Annotated in this window: 19 protein-coding genes; 16 read left to right on the top strand and 3 right to left on the bottom strand. The window is 42.9% G+C overall.

Annotated elements, in window-relative coordinates:
• Positions 1–276 precede the first annotated feature (276 nt).
• From Q0890_RS00385 to pncB, 6 genes are all read left to right on the top strand, one after another.
• Positions 277–1,755, top strand: coding sequence for a coniferyl aldehyde dehydrogenase (locus Q0890_RS00385; protein WP_299216038.1), 1,479 nt, complete (start codon positions 277–279; stop codon positions 1,753–1,755).
• A 341-nt stretch (positions 1,756–2,096) separates the two neighbouring features.
• On the top strand, positions 2,097–4,040 hold the full coding sequence (locus Q0890_RS00380; protein WP_299216035.1) for a glycine betaine ABC transporter substrate-binding protein: 1,944 nt from the start codon (positions 2,097–2,099) through the stop codon (positions 4,038–4,040).
• A 125-nt stretch (positions 4,041–4,165) separates the two neighbouring features.
• Entirely contained in the window at positions 4,166–5,092 is a 927-nt protein-coding gene (locus tag Q0890_RS00375) for an ATP-binding cassette domain-containing protein (protein WP_299217951.1), read from the top strand.
• Positions 5,093–5,275: 183 nt separating this feature from the next.
• Complete coding sequence (locus Q0890_RS00370) at positions 5,276–5,941, top strand: protein-L-isoaspartate(D-aspartate) O-methyltransferase (RefSeq protein ID WP_299216032.1); 666 nt, start codon at positions 5,276–5,278, stop codon at positions 5,939–5,941.
• On the top strand, positions 5,931–7,244 hold the full coding sequence (locus Q0890_RS00365) for an erythromycin esterase family protein (protein ID WP_299216029.1): 1,314 nt from the start codon (positions 5,931–5,933) through the stop codon (positions 7,242–7,244). Before Q0890_RS00370 ends, Q0890_RS00365 begins: the two co-directional genes overlap by 11 nt.
• Positions 7,245–7,441: 197 nt before the next feature.
• Positions 7,442–8,668 carry a nicotinate phosphoribosyltransferase gene (pncB, locus tag Q0890_RS00360; protein ID WP_299216024.1) on the top strand — a complete coding sequence of 409 codons (1,227 nt, stop codon included), beginning with the start codon at positions 7,442–7,444 and terminating at the stop codon, positions 8,666–8,668.
• A 7-nt stretch (positions 8,669–8,675) separates the two neighbouring features.
• Here the strand turns inward: pncB and xseB are convergent, their stop codons facing one another.
• The 3 genes from xseB to Q0890_RS00345 form a co-directional block, all read right to left on the bottom strand.
• Positions 8,676–8,921 (bottom strand): exodeoxyribonuclease VII small subunit, encoded by a 246-nt coding sequence (xseB, locus tag Q0890_RS00355; protein ID WP_058368594.1) that lies wholly within the window; start codon positions 8,919–8,921, stop codon positions 8,676–8,678.
• A 63-nt stretch (positions 8,922–8,984) separates the two neighbouring features.
• Complete coding sequence (gene xseA / locus Q0890_RS00350; RefSeq protein WP_299216021.1) at positions 8,985–10,535, bottom strand: exodeoxyribonuclease VII large subunit; 1,551 nt, start codon at positions 10,533–10,535, stop codon at positions 8,985–8,987.
• Between the two features lie 193 nt (positions 10,536–10,728).
• Complete coding sequence (locus Q0890_RS00345; RefSeq protein WP_299216018.1) at positions 10,729–11,097, bottom strand: hypothetical protein; 369 nt, start codon at positions 11,095–11,097, stop codon at positions 10,729–10,731.
• 201 nt (positions 11,098–11,298) lie between these two features.
• Between Q0890_RS00345 and Q0890_RS00340 the strand changes: the two genes are divergently transcribed.
• The 10 genes from Q0890_RS00340 to Q0890_RS00295 all read left to right on the top strand — a co-directional run bounded on the left by Q0890_RS00340 (position 11,299) and on the right by Q0890_RS00295 (position 20,509).
• On the top strand, positions 11,299–11,958 hold the full coding sequence (locus Q0890_RS00340) for an alpha/beta fold hydrolase (RefSeq protein ID WP_299216015.1): 660 nt from the start codon (positions 11,299–11,301) through the stop codon (positions 11,956–11,958).
• 129 nt (positions 11,959–12,087) lie between these two features.
• Entirely contained in the window at positions 12,088–13,194 is a 1,107-nt protein-coding gene (zapE, locus tag Q0890_RS00335) for a cell division protein ZapE (RefSeq protein ID WP_299216012.1), read from the top strand.
• Positions 13,195–13,280: 86 nt separating this feature from the next.
• Positions 13,281–13,931, top strand: a complete 651-nt coding sequence (locus Q0890_RS00330) for a nitroreductase (protein WP_299216009.1) — start codon at positions 13,281–13,283, stop codon at positions 13,929–13,931.
• Positions 13,932–14,066: 135 nt separating this feature from the next.
• Positions 14,067–15,509, top strand: coding sequence for an NAD(P)H-dependent glycerol-3-phosphate dehydrogenase (locus Q0890_RS00325; protein ID WP_299216006.1), 1,443 nt, complete (start codon positions 14,067–14,069; stop codon positions 15,507–15,509).
• Positions 15,510–15,551: 42 nt separating this feature from the next.
• Complete coding sequence (gene sixA / locus Q0890_RS00320; protein WP_299216003.1) at positions 15,552–16,010, top strand: phosphohistidine phosphatase SixA; 459 nt, start codon at positions 15,552–15,554, stop codon at positions 16,008–16,010.
• Positions 16,011–16,135: 125 nt separating this feature from the next.
• Complete coding sequence (gene gspL, locus Q0890_RS00315) at positions 16,136–17,467, top strand: type II secretion system protein GspL (protein WP_299217949.1); 1,332 nt, start codon at positions 16,136–16,138, stop codon at positions 17,465–17,467.
• Positions 17,468–17,510: 43 nt separating this feature from the next.
• The gene (gene gspM, locus Q0890_RS00310; protein WP_299216001.1) at positions 17,511–18,062 is read left to right on the top strand and encodes a type II secretion system protein GspM; all 552 of its coding nucleotides are present in this window, start codon (positions 17,511–17,513) and stop codon (positions 18,060–18,062) included.
• Between the two features lie 166 nt (positions 18,063–18,228).
• Entirely contained in the window at positions 18,229–18,747 is a 519-nt protein-coding gene (locus Q0890_RS00305; protein WP_299215998.1) for a hypothetical protein, read from the top strand.
• A 194-nt stretch (positions 18,748–18,941) separates the two neighbouring features.
• Positions 18,942–19,976 (top strand): quinone-dependent dihydroorotate dehydrogenase, encoded by a 1,035-nt coding sequence (locus Q0890_RS00300; RefSeq protein ID WP_299215995.1) that lies wholly within the window; start codon positions 18,942–18,944, stop codon positions 19,974–19,976.
• Positions 19,977–20,011: 35 nt separating this feature from the next.
• A complete protein-coding gene (locus Q0890_RS00295; RefSeq protein WP_299215992.1) occupies positions 20,012–20,509 on the top strand; it encodes a CvpA family protein in 498 nt (165 codons plus the stop codon).
• Positions 20,510–20,784 lie beyond the last annotated feature (275 nt).

Below are 20,784 nucleotides of genomic sequence, written 5' to 3'. Positions count from 1 at the left end.
AGGTACAATGTGTCGTATTTATAATTTGTTTAAGAGAGAATAATACTACATAGTTAAAGATAACAACGAGTTTAGCAGTTTTTGCTATTATCACCCAGTCTGTAGATGACAGCTTATTTTATAAATAGGTCAATGTAGCCAAGTACTGCTTTAAAAGGCAGCTGATGCAAACCTATCAGTATGTGAATCAACCTTTTCATTCCTCACTCGATACGCTACATTAAGTAGCAACTGGCTAGAGTGCTTTCACTTTAGCATGTATGACAAGGAAGCAACATGACAGATAATGACCAAACTATAAACAGCGAAGCGATAGATAATCAAACGACAATTGACTCTCAAAAGCCGCTGAGTATTATCACGACGATAGCGCAATTACAAGCAAACTTTTCGCGCATGCAAACCCTAAGCCGTCATCAGCCTATTACTGATTGGAGCACGCGTGAGAGTCAGTTAGACAATCTAGAAGCGCTATTGAGCGATAATCAAACAACCTTAGCCAAGGCTATTAGTGCAGATTTTGGCTATCGTAGCGAGTCAGAGACTCAGTTTGCAGAGCTATTCCCTAGCTTTACGGGTATTAGTCACGCCAAAAAACATGGTAAAGCTTGGATGAAAACCCGCCGCGCATCCATATCAGCTTTATATATGCCTGCGCATAACGAGATTCAGCCGCAGCCCTTAGGCGTGGTCGGTATCATGGTGCCATGGAATTACCCATTATATTTGGCGATAGGGCCGATGATTGACGCCTTGACTGCTGGCAATCGAGTAATGGTTAAAATGAGTGAGGCTGCACCAAAATTTGCTGAGGCATTCGCTAAAGCAGTCGCGCATTATTTTTCATCAGATATGGTCTGTGTGGTACTGGGCGAAGTCGATATTGCTGAAGCCTTTAGTAAGCTACCGTTTGATCATCTGCTTTATACTGGCTCTACTGCGGTTGGTAAAAAGGTGATGGCAGCAGCAGCACCAAACCTAACGCCAGTGACCCTTGAGCTGGGCGGTAAATCGCCAGTCATCGTACTCGATGATGTGAACTTAGAGAACGCAGTCAATCGCGTCATGATGGGTAAGACCCTCAACGCCGGTCAAACTTGTATCGCACCTGATTATGTTCTTATTCAACGTCGATATCACGAGCGCTTTATCAGCTTAGCAAAAGAGTGGATGCAAAAGCATTATCCTAATATCGGTAACAATCAAGACTATAGTCATATTATCAATGACGACCAGTTTAAGCGTGTAGCCGGTTATCTACAAAAACTGCCCGCAGATCGTGTGCAACCGCTTACCGAGGTCAATGCAAGTCCCGAGACACGCCTAATGCCTCCGGTTGTCGTGACTGATCCTGAAACAGACAGTGATGTGATGCAAGAGGAGATTTTTGCACCGATTCTGCCGTTAATGGACTATGAGACGCTTGATGATGCCATTCGATTTATCAACGAGCGACCTCGTCCATTGGCATTATACGTGTTCGGTAACGATGATTACGATATTGATAAAGTACGCACGCATACGGTGTCGGGCGGAGTTTGTATCAACGAGGTTATCTTGCATGTGGCCCAGCATGATATGCCATTTGGCGGAGTAGGTCACTCAGGTATGGGTGCTTATCATGGTAAGGCAGGGTTTGAGCGCTTAAGTCATATGAAGCCTGTCTTTGTACAATCAAAACTTAATGGTATAAATTTGTTGTTGCCGCCTTATGGTGAGCTGTTTAAAAAAGGTATGGCACTGCTGTTAAAGTAGTTAATATTTAAGTTTAGTTATTCAAAGTATCGTTTTTATACTGAACTCACCATAGCGTCTATGAACATAGGCGCTATTTTTTATTTGAAATATAGTCGGTTTTAAGAATACAGTTGAAATTATCTGTGATGTTATTTGGTTTCGTAGTATTTAATATCTTATACACAATAGACTGAGTATAGGCATTAGTGTTTGAAAAATAAGCGTTTGTCATCACTACTATAAATCGCTACACTTCGTAATATTACTAGATGGTAGTTGTGGTAAATTTATATTTCTGGTTAGCAATAAACTTTAATATTGATAATGACTGGCTAAAATAACAATAAATAGGACATAACATGCGCCAATGGATTGCGTTAAGTTTACTTTGTATGAGCGCGTTGTTACTGCCAATATCGGCGTCAGCAGCCTGCCAATCACCTATCAAATTTGGCGCGCTGACCTGGGAGAGTGGTCAGTTTATCTCTGGTGTGCTCAAGTACATCGCTGAAGATGGCTATGACTGTACGATCGAAGAAGTGCCAGGAGCAGGTCCTGCGCTTGAGACGGCATTGTCACAGGACGATATTCAAGTCATTGGTGAGCAATGGGTTGGTCGCTCGCCGATTATGGAACAAGCCATTGAGCAGAATAAAGTGGCAGTCATTGGCGATACGCTCAAGGGCGGCGCAACTCAAGGGTGGTATGTACCCAAATATGTCCTAGAAGAAAACCCAGGTTTACGCAGTTATCAAGATTTGCCTAGATATGCAAAGTTATTTCCAGACCCTGAAGAGCCTGGTAAGTCACGTTTTATGAACTGCCCATCTGGCTGGGCATGCGAGGTTTTTAATACTCGTCTGCTTAAAAATACTGGTTTAGACAGTACTTTTAACAACGCCCATCCTGGTACTGGGGCCGCCCTTGATGCCGAGATTGCTTCTGCGTTTGAGCAGCACAAACCGCTACTATTTTACTACTGGCAGCCTACGGGCTTGATGGCGAAATATGACTTTGCGCCATTAGAGTTCCCAGCCCATGATGATGCTTGCTGGCAAGATCTGCTACGAGCTGATGGCACCGCTGACTGTGTGTCTGGTTTTCCTGTATCTCCTTTAGGGATTGCAGTATCCACGCCTTTTATAGAGTCTAATCCTGAGCTCGCTGATGTCTTTAAAAAGGTTCAATTCACCTCTGATAAGCTCAATGGCGCTATCTTAGAGATGAGTGAGACTAAGCGTAGTGGAGATGAGCAAGCGTTAGCGTTTTTACGTGATAACCCAAATGTGTGGCAAGAGTGGTTGTCTGATGAAGCAGCTAATCGTTTAGCTGCTAAGTTAGGTATAAGCTTAACAGGCGCAGCTGTTACTAATACTGATGTTGTTAATAACAGCTCAGACAGTAATAATAAATTAGGCTTAGCATCAAGCTTCCCGTCCTGGTCACTTGAGACTCCGCTGAATAATACTTTAGCAAACGTCGTCCAAAATTACGGTGAAGTGTTTCGTACCATCAGCACGATGGCCTTAACCTATTTACTGTTACCCATTGAGCGTTTGTTGACCGTCATTCCACCATGGATCATTATCGCGCTCGTGACGATACTGGGGTGGTTTGGTGTCCGCAAAATATGGTTTGCACTAGCCTGCGGCGCAGGTTTATTTTTGATTGGTGCTTTTGGTCTATGGGGCGCACTCATTGATACCTTAGCGCTACTAATTGTATCAGTACTGGTTACGGTAGTGATTGGTATCCCTATTGGCATTGCTATGTCAGGTAGCAAGATACTTCGTAAGATCGTGACTCCTATACTAGATGTGATGCAGACCATGCCAAGCTTTGTTTATCTTATTCCAGTACTTATGTTGTTTGGGATTGGTAAAGTACCGGCGTTATTTGCCACAGTCATTTATGCACTGCCGCCACTCATACGTCTAACGACATTGGGTATTACCCAAGTTAATCATGAGATGGTCGAGGCAGGACGCTCGTTCGGTAGCACTCATTTACAGCTGCTCGTCTGGATTAAGTTACCACAAGCACTGCCTAGTATCATGGCAGGGATTAACCAAGCAGTAATGATGTCGCTTGCTATGGTAGTACTGGCTTCCATGATTGGTGCTCCAGGTCTTGGCGAAGACGTCTTACAATCTATCCAAACGCTTAATATCGGTCAAGGCTTACAAGCAGGGACCGCCATTGTCATCGTTGCTATTATTATTGACCGTATCACGCAAGCTTTTGGTCAAGGTAAGCGGGCGCGTCAAAAAACCATTGAAGGGGGCAAACGTCCGATTGGTTAGGAGTTTGCTTGGCGTTAAGGTGCACATGACCCGTTAAAGATGAGCGCAACAAACAGTGAAAATGACAATAACGAAAACCATAACAACGACAATAATAAATACCAATAGCGAGAACCATGACCATGATGAACCATATTCAATTAGAGAATATCAGTAAGATTTATAATGCCAATAGTACGCAAGCGCAGTCTGCACTGACGTTACTGGCTGAGGGTATGGACAGCATTAAGGTGAAAGAGCAAACTGGCTATTCGGTTGGGCTATATGATATTAATCTAAATGTTAAAGCGGGCGAGCTGCATTGTATTATGGGTTTGTCAGGCTCTGGTAAGTCAACATTGATACGCCATATCAACCGCTTAATTGATCCAACCAGCGGCAAAATATGGGTAGACACCTCTATCAATGCAAAAAATACCAATACAAAAAATACTGCCAATATGCAGCCAACTACAACGACTGCTGACCTCAATAAAGACCCAGTAGGATCTGAAAAATCATCTTCTGCGATCAATGTGTTAGAGCTTGACGATAAAGGACTACAACACTATCGCCAGCAAACCGTTAGCATGGTGTTTCAGCATTTTGGCTTGGTGCCTCATATGACCGTCATGCAAAACGTCGCTTATGGTTTGCGCGTCCGTAAAATGAGTGTCAGTGAGCGCCATGAGGTTGCCCGGCACTGGCTTAATGAAGTGGGCTTGCAAAATTTGGAACACAGTTATCCTGATGAGTTGTCAGGTGGTATGCAGCAGCGTGTTGGGCTTGCGCGCGCACTGGCAACGGACAATCCTATTTTGCTGATGGATGAGGCGTTTTCTGCACTTGATCCACTGATCCGTGCTCAATTGCAAGATCAGCTGCTTGAGCTACAAGAGCGGTTGAATAAAACCATTGTCTTCATCACGCATGATATCGATGAAGCGGTAAAAGTCGGTCAACGTATCAGTATCTTAAATGGTGGGCGCTTAGTACAAACGGGCACACCGCATGAGTTACGCCACAATCCAGCTGACGACTATGTCGCCCAGTTTATGAGTGCTAAAGCCTAGAGCAGGTTAAATATTTATAAACTAAAAAGAATGTAACCCAGCTAAAAGCAATTGTCATAGTTTTTGGAAAAGCGTATAGCCAACAAATAAATTTATCTCAGTTATGTATGTTTATCTATTTTGTTTAGGACTGACGATATCAATGATATTGACTACTCCAAAATGAAAATTAAGGAAATCATCATGGATAATTTTGAAGAACTAAGGCAGCAAATGATAGACCGCCAACTTGCGGCTCGCGGCATTCACGATCAAACGGTGCTTAATGCGCTAGGTACGGTACCACGTGAAGCATTCATACCTACAGATCTCATCGAGTTTGCTTATAAAGACTCACCCCTACCTATTGAAGAAAACCAGACCATCTCACAACCCTTTATTGTTGCATTGATGACGGCGGCCCTTGAATTGAAGTCAGATGATCGTGTACTTGAAGTCGGTACAGGTTCGGGATATGCTGCAGCCGTGCTTGGGGAGATTTGTGAGACTGTTTATACCATTGAGCGCCACAAAGCTTTGGCAGATACTGCTCAGATAAAACTTAAAGAATTAGGGTATACCAATGTTCAGGTCAAGCATGGCGATGGGACACTTGGTTGGGTAGATCATGCCCCTTTTGATGCCATTATAGTTGCAGCAGGAGGGCCTGAAGCGCCGCAAGCCCTCAAAGAACAGCTAGCCATCGGCGGGCGTATGGTCATTCCCGTGGGCGCATCTTTGAATTCTCAAAAACTGGTTCGTATTCGGCGTATCAATGAAAATGAATATGAGACAGAAGATTTGGGTGGTGTTCGTTTTGTACCTCTTATTGGCGTAGCAGGTTGGCAGGAGAAAAACAATGAAAGCTAATAGAAGTTTGTCTGAATTGATTGGTCAATCAAGTGAGCATTTTACAAGTATTAATGATGTTAACCTAGATAATCTCATGGAGCGTATCGGAGATAGTCGTGTAGTACTGCTTGGTGAGGCGTCACATGGTACGGCTGAATTTTATGAAATGCGAGCTCGTATAACCAAAGAACTCATAGAAAAGAAAGGCTTTACTATTGTCTCTGCTGAAGCGGACTGGCCAGATGCGGCGCATATTAATCATTATATTCATGGTAGAGAGCATGATGCTTTGCGGCAGAATAAACCTTTTTCTAGGTTTCCTACTTGGATGTGGGCAAATAAATCAGTGCTTGAATTTACCCACTGGCTCCATGACTATAATAAAAAAACTGAATCTTCAGAACAAAAAATAGGTTTTTATGGTTTAGATTTATACAGCTTATATAGCTCTATTGACAGAGTATTGGATTATTTACAAAAAGTGGATCCTAAGACGGCAGAAATTGCCCGCGAGCGCTACGAATGTCTGATGCCTTGGGAAGACGATCCTTCTTTATACAGTCGTGCGATGATAACCGAGCAACATAAAAGTTGTGAATCAGAAGTACTCAACAATCTACAGGATTTACTCAAGATAGAGTTAGAGTATTCTGCCACCAATGGTGAACAACTTTTTGATGCCAAACAAAATGCCAAGCTAATAGCCGATGCCGAACGTTATTATCGTACTGTGTATTATGCCAAAAACAACTCATGGAACCAGCGTGATCAACATATGTTTGAAACATTGCAGGCGGTGCTTGAGTTTAGAGGCGCTCAATCAAAAGCTGTTGTTTGGGCACATAATTCCCACCTTGGTGATGCTCGAGCAACCCAAATGAGTGCACGTGGCGAATTAAATATAGGTCAATTGGTGCGCCAAGAATATGGTGACAAAGCCTATAATATAGGTTTTGGTACCGATCATGGTACGGTTGCTGCTGCGTCTAGCTGGGGCGGACCCATGGAGATAAAACAAGTACAACCATCACATGTTGACAGTTATGAACGTGTTTTTCATGAGGTTGCTACTGACAATTTTCTTTTACCATTGCGCTATCCATTGCATGAAGACATTCGTAAAAAACTACTCCCAGAGCGTTTAGAGCGAGCGATAGGCGTCATTTATAGACCTGAAACGGAATTACAAAGTCATTATTTTTATGCCTCTTTGCCAGCCCAGTTCGATGAGTATATCTGGTTTGATAAAACGCGTGCCGTTGAAGCGTTGCCAAAACAGCGGGAGGAAGGATCATTTGATACATTCCCGTTTGGTTATTGAGGACACGCTCTAGCCAATCGTAGTAATTTTGCTGTAATCAATAGCGAGTTCTGAAAAAAACAACAAACTTCGTTATACTTGACCTTTTATTGATGACTCATGAGCAGTAAGTGTTCTGAGCTTATCGATCACCTATTATGTCGCTTTAAGTGTTAGGTGACGTTTATTTCTTATTTTTGTGTTTTTAAGGCCCTAGCATGACCGTTACCTATGCACCTATTATTACCTCGTTACTTGATAACGATTTGTACAAATTTACCATGTTACAAGCCATGCTACATCAGTTTCCACAGACACACGGGGTTTATCGTTTTCGTTGCCGTAACAATAAAGACACCGCTTATCCGCTAGCAGATATCAAAGCGTCATTAGAGCACCAGCTCGACAGTTTGTGTGAATTGCGGTTTTTAGAAGACGAATTGGAGTATTTACGAGGGTTGCGTTTTATTCGTTCAGACTTCGTTGATTATCTTGAGCTGTTTCAGCTAAAGCGTCGATTTATTACGGTAAGTACTGACACAAAAGGCAGGTTATGTATCGATATTGAAGGACCGATGATACAAGCGATGTTCTTTGAAGTGTTTGTGTTAGCAATAGTGAATGAGCTGTATTTTAATGCGTTGTCCGATCCTAGTGTGATTAAAGAAGGCCAGCGTAGACTGGATGCAAAAGTTGCCTTGTTGCATCACTATGCAGCAGAACAAGCCCAATACAGCCATGATACGCCGCCCTTTATTGTCGCTGACTTTGGTACTCGCCGGCGTTTTAGCAAAGCTTGGCAAGCGCATGTGGTTGAGACTCTACACAAGGCTGCCCCAAAGATAGTGGGCGGTACATCTAATGTGTATCTGGCAAAAAAATTAGGAATGACACCAATCGGTACGATGGCACACGAGTTTATGCAGGCGTTTCAAGCGTTAGATGTACGTCTTCGTGATTCACAAAAAGCGGCTCTTGAAGCATGGGTTCATGAGTATCGCGGCGACTTAGGTATTGCTCTAACAGATGTCGTTGGTATGGATGCATTCTTACGCGACTTTGATTTGTATTTTGCCAAGCTATTTGATGGCCTGCGTCACGATAGCGGAGACCCTTATATCTGGGGTGATAAGGCGATCGCTCATTATAAGAAATTAAAGATAGATCCTAAGACCAAAATTTTGACCTTTAGTGACGGTCTGAATCTTGATAAGGCATGGGAGCTGCATCAATACTTTAAAGATCGCATCAAAACCAGCTTTGGCATTGGTACCAATCTCACCAATGATATGGGCATCACACCAATTAATATCGTTCTTAAACTGGTTGAATGCAATGGGCAACCAGTCGCTAAACTGTCTGATAGCCCAGGCAAGACCATGATCAATAATAATACCTATCTGGCGTATTTGCGCCAAGTTTTTGAGGTTGATGAGCCAGAATAACGACTGTCTAAAGATCGTTAGTCTCTGTTTTCTCTTCTTCAGCAAAAGCTGCATCTAGTGCTTGTTGCACGGCATTGATACGGGTTTCGCACACGCGATAAGCAGCGATCGACTCTTCTACCGTTGTCATCAGATTATCAATGTCTGGCTCGTCTTGCTGTTGTAGTTCAGCTGCATTGGTTTTTAGAATATCGTAAGCCGCCTTAAAGGTTTTTGGGGCGGCTTTTTTGCGTCGGCGAGTAGGGGTTGTCATAAGGTTTCCTAATGTTCAAAAGTAGGGTTAAAAAAAGATAGATAAAAGTTACTAAAATTCGACTTATGATTCGGTTAGTGTGTCAGTAGATTCTGTCATCTTGTTGTCAGTTTTAATATCAATAATCTGTGCTTTTGCTTTACCATCTTTTAAGACGATATGAATGGTCTGCTCAGGATAAAGCTGCGTACTGCTGGTGAATATCTGCTTATCTTTTGCATCAGTCAGCATGGTATAGCCTTGTTTGAGTACGCGAGACGGACGGTGCAGTAGTACAATATCACGTAAATGTTCGCTATTGCGTTGTGCTTGTATGACGCGCTGCTGAGCACTTTGCATAACAGTTTTTTGATAATCCTTACTATTTGTAGCAGCCATTGCCAACTGCTGATAAGCTGAGGATTGGGTCTGCTCGCGTAGCTCACTAGTTCGTCTTGCTGCCTGCTTAACTTGGCGCTGTGCGCTTTGCTGAATGCTACGCCACGCATAATCGCTGTCTTTTCGCAGTGCGGTTAGCTGACCGACAGTTTGCGATTGTATTTGGCCCAGTTGTCGTGACGTTCTTTGCTCAGCTATATTCAACTGGCGCTTTGCTGCTTGCTTAATTTGTGCTTGATATTGCAAAGTCTGAGTGACTAGCTGGGCTAAATGACTACTGATTGCGGCGATTACTTTTGATGGAGTGTCAAAGCTGGTATGCGCCACCTCATCTAAGATAACTTTGTCACGCTCATGACCGATACCGACCCATACAGGAATAGGCTGCTCAGCCACCAATGCTGCTAGCTCATAATCATTGAGGTAGGCCAAATCACCAACGGCACCGCCGCCGCGAATAATCACTAACAAATCTGGTAAACGCTGATAAGTATCGTAAAATTGTTTTTGGGCGCTAACAATTGCTTGGCGGATCTCGCTTGGGGCATGATTGCCCTGAAAGGTAGCATGATGATAATGAAACTGACACGCACCGGTACTGGCTAAGCGGTTTGCGTCGGCTTGAAAATCACCCAATCCTGCGGCCTTTTCGGGTGCGATGACCAGCACATGCTCAATATCAAATGGCGTAGGCAGCTGCTGGTTCAGGTGTAACAAACCTTCACCGGTTAAGCGGTCGATCATCTCGGCATATTGCCGCGCCAAGTCGCCTAACGTATAGCTGGGATCGATGTCTTCGATAGTGAGCGAGAAGCCGTACTGTGCATGAAAACCTGCCGATACTTTGAGCAGTACCGTTAAATCGCGCTCAAGCGCCATGCCAGTTGCGCGCTCAAACTTCGCTAAGACGCGGGCGGCTTTAAAGCGCCACAGGTTACCACGGCAGCTTGCGATAACTTTGCCATCGTCGTCTTTTTCTGCCAATTCAAAGTAATAATGTCCACCTTTGCTAGACAGGTTGCGAATCTCTGCTTTTACCCACACGCGATGATTAAAGGTTTGCTTGATAACCATCTCAACCGCTGATAGGTAATCACTAAGTCGCAACACGGTATCCTCTAGGTTGACTTCAGGACTATTTTCTTGCTTGGCGAGTTCAGCCTCCAATGTCGCCAAATCCTTGGCAGGTGCTAATACCTTTGCTTGTTTTATATTTGAGAGATTGGGTTTGCGCATAATAAAAAACCAAAGGTAAGGACAGATTAAAAGCTGAGTGTTTGTAGTCTGTTTGTTTGTGAATTGATTGTTTTAGACTAAATAAGATGGCTTAAACATTTAATACGACAGTTTAACCCAAAAACGGACATACAAAAAGAGAAGCTAGTGATGCTACTATCAACCTGTTTTGTTTGTTATAGACGATTGACGATTACTGACAACGAAAGTTAATTTTATACTCATAATCGTCACTACGGGACAAATCTGGCGTACCAGTGCCGAAGATTGAGCCAATAACGGCACCCGCTTGTCCAACCATACGTCCAGTGCGCTCATCCAAGATACTGTTATACGTCATTTTGTCATCAACGATAATAACTTGCTTACTCTTGCAAGTCTTTTGCGCACTATCCATCGCATTTTGTTGAGCCTTCACCTTAGTATCTGCGATACCAGTTGTTTCATAAATTGAGTTGGCGCGCTGAATAACAGGTGATGAAGGCGTACTTTGACACGCACTCAAGGCAAGAACAGTGGCTACAGTAGCCGTCAATATTGTGGTTTTACTAAGGGTCTTCATAAATTATCCTTAATTTTTGTACATTGTTTCTATTTGTACATTGTTTCTAGATGATAGGCACGAAAATTCACTAATTACTCAAAATGATGGATTATAACAAGCAAAAGTCAAACAAACAGCAACAGTACACAGCAAATCACTTGAAATATAAATCATATCTAGGATAATTAACCTATCTATTCTCAATTTATAAGTAAATCTATGCAATTGATTCCTGCTCCGGCTGGTGTGCTTGAAGTTGACGCACTATGGCAACAAGATAACCCTAATGATCCAGATACCGATACAGTGGCGCTGCTTTGCCATCCCAACCCACTTTTTGATGGTACGATGAATAATAAAGTGGTCACGACCATGTACCGTTTTGCTCGTGACAATGGTATGCATGTGGTACGTTTTAACTTTCGCGGAGTCGGGCAGTCGACTGGTGAGCATGATTATGCCGACGGTGAAGTGGTAGATGCAATGACCGTGCTACAATGGATTGCAGAACAAAGCGCTGCACGCAAGCTATGGCTTGGTGGTTTTTCGTTCGGTGGCTATGTGACAGCACGCGTCGCTGAGCAAATACTTGAAGCCTCTCATATTTGGGGGATGAGTGATTTTGAAGTTGCAAAAATCGCCCTTATCGCACCATCGGTGGAGAAGAACGACAGCAGCGATTTGTATTTGCCCGCCGACAAGACCTTTGAGATTTATGGTAATGCTGATGAAGTGATTGAGCCTGCCACTATGCAGGCATTTGCTGAACGCTTAGGTATTAGTGTTAGTGTGGTGGACGGTGCAGGGCATTTTTTCCATGGACGTTTATCTGAGCTTAAGGGTTTATTAGAAGAGCACAGCTTTGGTAGTGGTACATAGATTTTACCTAATAGTTTTATTTATTAGCATGACTATTAATTATAACTGGTTCTCAGTTTTTCCGCGTTATGGGGAAGCAGAGTTAACGGGTTACTTTATTATTTATTTTGTCTAACGATGAGTCGCATTATGAGATTATCGCCATTGCAACGCTACGAACAAGCGATCGGTACTGATGAGTTTACTCGAGATGAGCAGCAATATCAGGCTATGAGCTACCTTGATGATCTCTATCATCAGCTTAATAGTAGTGCCGAACAAAAAAAGGGCTTTTTCAGTTTTTTAAAGTCAAAACCTGCTGCACCAAAAGGTCTGTATATGTGGGGCGGCGTTGGCCGTGGTAAAACATGGATGATGGACATGTTTTATGACTCTTTGACGATTGAGCGTAAGATGCGTCAGCATTTTCATCATTTTATGCAGCGTGTACATAGCGAGCTCAATACGTTACAAGGTCAAAGTGATCCGCTAGAAAAAGTCGCTGATATTATTCATACAGAAGCGCTGATTATCTGTTTCGATGAGTTTTTTGTCTCTAACGTCTCTGATGCAATGATCCTAGGGGATCTGTTTACTATGTTGTTTAACCGCGGTGTTACTTTGGTTGCCACTTCTAATATTGAACCATCGGGCTTGTACAAAGATGGCTTACATAGAGATCGTTTCTTGCCTGCCATTGCTGAGGTTGAGCGTCATACTACCGTGATGAATATTGACTCAGGCATTGATTATCGTTTGCGTGTATTACAGCAAGCAGAGCTGTATGAGTCGCCGATGACCAAAGCCAATCATCACTGGCTTGCCAACCGTTTTGCCAGCTTATCTAACAATCAAAAAATCAGTAACGAGCCCATCGTTATCAATGGCCGTGAAATAAAAATCAATGCTCGTACCGAAGATATTTTGTTCTGCGATTTTCGTCATCTGTGTATGGAGCCGCGTTCTGCCTCTGATTTTATTGAGATTGCTAAGCGATTTAACACTGTGTTGGTCAATGCAGTACCAGCACTAGACGATGACTTGCGCGATCCTACTCGTCGTTTTATTTATCTGGTTGATGAGTTTTATGATCGCCGTGTCAAGCTACTGGTACGAGCGGAACAATCGATTCTAGAGCTGTATCAAGGAGAAAAACTCGCGTTTGAGATCGAACGTACGCGCTCACGCTTGCTTGAGATGCAATCAGAAGATTATTTAAAAATGCAACATCGTGTTGAAAACGTTGACGCTGCGTAACTGTTTTTTGATTTAACTATCAAGTATTTAGTTGTAGAATATCACTCATACTGAGCGACAATAATGATAATAATTAAGGATAGATGATGAATGTATCTGACGAAAATAAGAATAATAAAGAGATAGTTGATGATGATAAAGGAGTTGACAATACAGACGTTACTGGTGAGCAACTAATCAGCTGGATTAATTCAAGACGCAGTATGGGAAATCTGGATGCGCCAGCACCAACTCGTGCCCAAATCCAAGAGGCTATTGAATGCGCTGCAACTGCGCCTGATCATAAGAAGCTTCGTCCATGGCGCTTTATTGTGACGGAAGGCGATGCTCGTCATGAGCTGGGTCTTGCCCTTCTTGAAGCTGCAAAGACAAAAGCGGTGCAAGATGGCGAGGACTTGTCTGAAAAAACCATCAAAAAAACTCGAAATATGCCATTACGCGCCCCCCTTATTATTACTGTTGCGACTCAAATGCAAGCACACAAAAAAGTCCCACCTTTTGAGCAAATGCTAAGTGCTGGTGCTGCTGTACAAAATTTGATTTTGGCTCTAAAAGCACAAGGTTTTAGTACCGTATGGCGTACAGGATTACTGTGTAACGAGCCTGCGGTAAAAGCGTATTTCGATGTCGGTCCAGATGATTATGTCACCGCTTTTGTTTATATTGGCACTAGTTCCAAAGATGAGCCAAAACGTAAACCGATCGATATCGAACCGTTAGTACGCTTTGAATCATAAGCGTCATTTTATCGGTTTTAATCATAGTTGGTGTGGTGATGTATCAGAACTAAAGCATCATATAACGCTATACCTTTTTATGCAGACAGTGTAATCTGCCTCAATGATATAAGCAGTCAACACGGATAATTAGATATGACAAGCTCTACCAAAAACAATACATCCAAAGAAAAGCCAAATAAAGAAGCTGTCGATACAGTAGCGCCCAATCAAAAGACAGACGATATAAGTTTGGATACCGCTAGTACTGAAAAGTCTAGTGGTCTGCTGGCAGGTATTATTGAGCGCGCAACTAAATCAGGGCTTGGCCGAAGAAAGCTTAATCCTAGTGCCGTTGAAGCCGATGTCGCCAAAAATATGGAACAAGTACGTGATAATCCAGATCAGCTACGTTTGGCGTTTTTAGGCGGCGGTAGTTTTGGTACAGCGATGGCAAACTTAGCCGCCCGTAATGGCTGTGATACAACCCTCTGGGTTCGTAACAAGCGTACGGTTAAATCTATGGCTAAATCACAGATGAACAAAAAATATCTGTCTGGTTATAAGCTAGATGAAAGCCTTAAATACAGTCACGATTTAGCATCTGCCGTCAAAGATAAAGACATTATTTTTCTTGCAGTACCAAGCTTGGCATTTCGTGAGACGCTTAAGAGTATTGCGCCATTTATTACAGGACAGTCGGTTGTATCTTTGACCAAGGGCATGGAAAAAGACACCTTTGCGCTGATGAGTGATATCATTAAAGATGAGCTACCAGAAGTAAACTTTGGGGTGATGTCAGGGCCAAATCTTGCTATCGAGATTATGAAAAATATGCCCTCAGCGACAGTAATAGCCAGTCATTCTGAGCCTTTGCGTCATGCAGTGCAAGCTGCACTACACAGCGCGTTTTTTCGAGTATTTGCCAGTGATGACATACGCGGGGTAGAGCTTGGCGGAGCGCTCAAAAACATTTATGCCATTGCCATGGGTATGGCTGCTGCATATGATGTGGGCGAAAACACCAAAGCCATGCTACTAACCCGAGCGTTGGCTGAAATGAGTCGTTTTGGGGTAGAAGCTGGTGCCAACCCTTTGACGTTCTTAGGCTTATCAGGCGTTGGCGATTTGTACGCTACCTGTAGCTCAGAGCTGAGCCGTAACTATCAAATTGGTAATATGCTCGGTCGCGGTATGAATATTGATGCAGCGGTCAAAAAACTGGGACAAACTGCCGAAGGGGTTAATACGATCCAGCAAGTGCATGAAAAAGCGTCCAAAGACGGTATTTATATGCCGATAACCCATGCTTTGTACGCTGTTATTTATGAAGATAAAGCAGCGCTTGGTGTAGCACTGCACTTGATGGAAGCAGGGTTTCGTAGCGATGTCGAGTTTGTCATGCCACACGATTATAGTAATGCGGCGCTTACTGCACAGATGCAAGCGGCCGCTAGTAATCCAGATGACCAAGAACAAGATTCTGATTCTAAAAACAATGCTGAAAACGTTACTAATACTGACGATGATTCGGTTGAAAATAAAGATGCTAAAAAAAGTACTGCTAAAAATGACAGTGCTAGCAAAGACAAAAAATAAGTTTGCTAAAAGTTATGTAATAAGCGGTAATAAAGGGGTATTATGAAGATTATATTAATGCGTCATGGACAAGCAGAAGATGAGACTCGTCCAGATAGCGCACGGCAATTGACTGAGTATGGTCAACAGCAAGCAGCACAAACGGCTGAATATATTATTGAGCATTATGCGCCAGACCACTTTGTAGTAAGCCCTTATAAACGCGCACAGCAAACGTTGGCTGCGCTACAATCGCGTGCTACTGCAGTGCCAGTTACGACACAAGATAATATTACACCATCCGATGATGCCCATATGGCATTAGCAGATATTGCAAAGATTGAAGCCGAGTGTTTGGTGGTGGTCTGTCATATGTCTATCATTGCCTACCTTGCTGGGTTATTAACTGGTGATAATCCTGAGTCGTTCGCTTTGGCTGAAGCACGTGTCTTTGAGATGGAATTTGTCATGACTGGTATGGCAAACGAAATAGACCGTTTTGTGCCGCAGCAGCCCCATTAATATTATAGAGGCGTAAGTCAATACCGCGCTTTGATTTAACGGGCGACCATGACTAACTACCGAAATGTTTAATGGTTGGTTTTATTTTAATAATTTATCTCATAAGTTAAGTAAGGACACGCTTGGTGTTACATGTTTGGATAAGATCGCAGCATAGTCCGTTAGCAGTTTGGCACGCTGATACAAAAGAATGGCAGTCTGTGACCGGCTGGCAACAGCTGTATGATATTTATGGTAATAACAAAAACAGTGCTTCATCACTTTGTCTTTATTTTCCCTCCAGCTATCTGTTGCAAGTCGATACGAAGCTAAATGCAGCCCAGCTAAAGCAGCTTGGTAACACAGGTAAGCAGTACTTATTTGAAGAAGCTTCTTTAACTCCAGTTGAGCAATTGGCAATTAGGCAGATTGGCGATACGCATGCACATCATATTTATGCGCTGGCTGAAAACAATATAGAATCATGGCAACAAAGCGCAGCTTTAGTCGGCCTAAGTATCAATGCGCTACTGCCGGACTTTTTACTGTTGCCAATTCCTGAAGAGGGGGCCGCTCAGCAGATAATTTTATATCAAGATGAATATACTGCTTTATTACGACAGTCACAATATCAGGGCTTGGCAGTAAATTACTTGCCGCTTATTTTTGAGCGCTTGCCGCATTTGAGTGAAGTTTGTATATTGCCGTCGATATCATCGGCTGATTTAGCATCTATTAGCGCTCCAATTAATGCATTTGATAACTTGTCAGATAATAGCAACAACTCGCAAAAAACTGATTTGGAGTCAGGCTTTACATCAGACTCTATAGCAGAAACAAGTATCGCGACAGAAACAGCCAACTTGCTGGCAGAACAGCAGATATTATCAACGCCTTTATCTACAGTCCCTATGCCAATAGAGATACCAGAACGCCACGCACTTAACTTTTTTATCAAGTCATCAACCACAAATTTATCGCCCTATTTACGAGTGGCGATGATGGTTGCATTGTCAGCATTGGTATTGCAAATGGCAACTGATGCCTTACAAATTTATCGTTATAATACTGCCGCTGATGCCGCACAGATGGCAACCGCGAAGCAGTACCAGTCATGGTTTCCAGATGAAATTCTCAATACCAATCGCACTAAATTACAGGTGCAGATGCAACCAAAGCTGCGTAGCGATAGTCAGGAGTCAGCGTCGCACCTAGCAGTACTCGGTCGAATATCACCGCTTATTAAGCAGTCATCGTTACATGCACAGGCATTGGTTATGGAGCCATCTGTCTTAAGTTTTACCTTAATAGCGCCAGACCGTGGTAGTCTTGATAAGTTTGCCAGCACATTGACGGCACAAGGTATCCAAGCAAGCCTAGAGCGAGTTAACAGTAATGAGCAAGGACAGTTTAGTGGACAGATTACCATCGATATCGCCGATGATCCTGCGGCCGTAGACAATATGGCACAATCTTAAATTTTTAGTTTTTAAATTTTATACCATCCATCAAGGTCAAGTGATGAAACTATTACAGCGCCGCACCACCCACAGTTCGTTAGCAACCAATGCCTTGTCAGCACGTGTGAACAACTACCAAAACACGCTATGGTCACGCTGGCAAGCACTCTCTTCTCGTGATCAGATGGCATTGATTGTTTTGCTGGTGTTTTTATTGTTATTTGTTGGTGGTTACGGTGGCTATAGTGTTCATCAAGCCGCTAAAGAGAGTAAGTCTAATTACCAAGAGCAGGTCGCTGATTATTTTTGGTTACGCTCACAAGCAGCCAATATCGACCCCAATGCATTAAATACTGCTAGTAATCAAGATGGTGATGATGCAATGCCACCAGCAAGCCGCGTGAATACTGCATTAAACAGCTCAGGTATCGATAATGCGCAAGTGGTGGCCAATGGTGCAGGGGTGCAATTGAGCTTTAGTCATCCGAGCCAAGCGACTGTCAGTGCTGCACTTGGTAAGCTTGAGCAACAAGGCTGGCAGTTTACAAAGCTGTCGATGCAGCAGGATGTGGCGACCAAGCAGGTGCAAGTACAAGCGACTGCCACGTCTTAATAAACCTTATTTTTGAAAACTTGTCTCAAAGGCTCTTTACATATTCATCTACGTTTAACCGTTACTGTAAGTTAGATTATCAGGACGTGGTAATTGTCATCTTGAAAGCGACGCTATTTGCCACAATTGAGTACTTAATGGCTACTGTCAGTTATGGATAAAAATTATGAACCAGTCTTCTAACGATAAAACCGATAAGCATTCATATACAAAAACACGGACTACCGAACCTTTTATTGACTCACAAACGACACACAGAGTTATGCAGCAAGAGAGACCATTGTTGACCCAAAAAGAGCAGCGCGCATTAATCACTTATAATCACATCACCTATCTGCTTTATGTGATCAGCTATTTTACGGCAGGGCTGCTGTGGATTGTGCCAATCATAATGAACTATGGCAAACGCCGTGATGCTGAAGGTACATGGCTTGCGACACACTTTGACTGGCAGATTAAGACTTTTTGGTACAGTATAGTATTTTTTATCATAGGAACGATTATCATAACGTTTGCGCTCGGTGGCGTTGGCGTCAGTATGTTGGCTGATAGTGGTAATATAGCTATCGGTTCATTTTTGTTGGCCGGGTTTGGCGCGTTACTGATGCTTTTTACTTTTATTTGGCACCTATACCGTATTATCAGAGGCTGGATTGCGCTTACTGACAATCGCCCTGTACCATAATTTAATTGACTATTAATGCGTCTGTCTATGCTTGTCAAAACACAGCTAGTATTCAGTCGTTGCCCATGATATTAAGAATGAAACTTTGGTCTTATTATTGTTAAGCTGATATAATTGCAGCGCTTTATGACGCTCAATGTTTCATCCATCTTATTTCATTCACTATTTCTATCCAGACCGGGTTTATCGTTATTATGTCTTACGCCTTGCTTCGCCCTTTTTTGTTTAAGATGGATCCTGAACATGCTCATGATATGACTCTATCTTTACTGGCTAAAGCTCATAAAGCACGGGCTTTGGGTTTGGCTTATGGTCAATCTATGCAACCTACGAACTGCATGGGTCTGCAGTTCTCTAACCCTGTTGGTCTGGCTGCAGGATTGGATAAAAATGCCGATTATATTGACGCACTGGCTGAGCTTGGATTTGGCTTTATTGAGGTGGGTACGGTCACGCCAAAGCCGCAAGTTGGGAATGATAAGCCACGTCTGTTTAGAATAAGACAGGCAGATGCTATTATTAACCGTATGGGTTTTAATAATCAGGGTGTCGATTACCTGATTGAAAATGTCAAACGCTGTAAATATAAAGGCAACATCGGTATCAATATTGGTAAAAATGCCAGTACGCCCGTCGAAAATGCGGCTGACGATTATATTTACTGTCTAGAACGTGTTTACCCCCATGCCTCATATATTACAATCAATATCTCATCACCCAATACAAAAAATTTGCGTGACTTACAAAGCGGTGAGGCGTTAACGCAGCTGTTAGATGTGATTAAAAATCGTCATAGCCAGCTGGCGACAGAGTACGGGTTCTATGTGCCGTTAGTATTAAAAGTCGCTCCTGATTTAGAGCCGCTACAAGTCGATTATATCTCGCAGCAATTGTTGGATTTTGACATTGATGGTTTGATTGCAACCAATACGACCTTGAGCCGAGTGGGGGTTGAGGATCTGACCGATGGCGATCAAGCAGGTGGTCTATCTGGCCGTCCCGTCAGTCATATTAGTACTCAAATTTTGCAACAGTTCTCAGATCAGCTAGAGGGTAAAGTGACTATTATAGGCGTTGGTGGCATCGATAGTGGCGAGAAGGCAGTTAAAAAGATTAAAGCGGGGGCAGATATGGTTCAGCTTTATACAGGTCTTATCTATCGAGGCCCAGGCTTGGTACAGTCTTGTATTCAAGCTATTGGCGGCTATTATGATGCCCAAGACATCTAATTAAGATGGTCCTATAAAGCCATGAGGCGGTAAGTATGAGTGGTCTAGATATCGTCATTGCCATTGTGGTCCTTATTGGCTTATGGCGTGGTTTTCAAATAGGACTTGTCAAGACGGCGGTTGGCTTAGTTGGTTGGTTTATCGCTTTGATTGTTGCGACTCGTTTAGCTGGTCCTATTGCGCCGCAGCTATCGGGGCTGACCCAAAGCTCTGTATTACAAATGGCGATGGCTTTTTTACTCATCGTCATCGTAGTGTTAGCTGTGATGCATTTAGTAGCGTTTGTATTTTCAGGAGTGCTTAAAACTTTACGCTTGGGCGTGGTAGATAAAATGGCAGGCGGTGTATTAGGGGCGGCCAAAAACACTCTTGTGGTTTTAGTCGTTCTTAGTGTCAGTGCGCCGTTATTAGTACAGCTTCCGCAGTGGCAAACTTCTGTACTGGCCCCTGAGCTACTTCCTTATGCGCCAATGGCAAAAACGCTTGCATCAGATGTATTAGGCAGTGCATGGGAGCAGATGAATCAGTCTTAGATATGGCAAAGCTAGTTCTAACGACTCTAGTTACGACAAGTGAAACCTTGATAAATTGGCATTCATCATTATGTAACCTCTGTGGTATCTACAATTTAAATCGCCACTGTTGATAATGTACTATCTAAATATTGTCGTTAATATGTCATCATATATAATATCTTTATTCTTAAATCAATCAGTATCTTTATTCTTGAATCAGTGAGTTAGAGCCAAGAAAATGCTCAGTTCAGTGAAACAAATATCAGTAAATATATATCATCAGGTCATCGGTA

The organism is uncultured Psychrobacter sp., assembly GCF_947488565.1.
Classification (GTDB): Bacteria; Pseudomonadota; Gammaproteobacteria; order Pseudomonadales; family Moraxellaceae; genus Psychrobacter; species Psychrobacter saeujeotis.
Note: the sequence above shows the minus strand (reverse complement) of the source record. Positions and strands in the feature narration are given on the sequence as shown.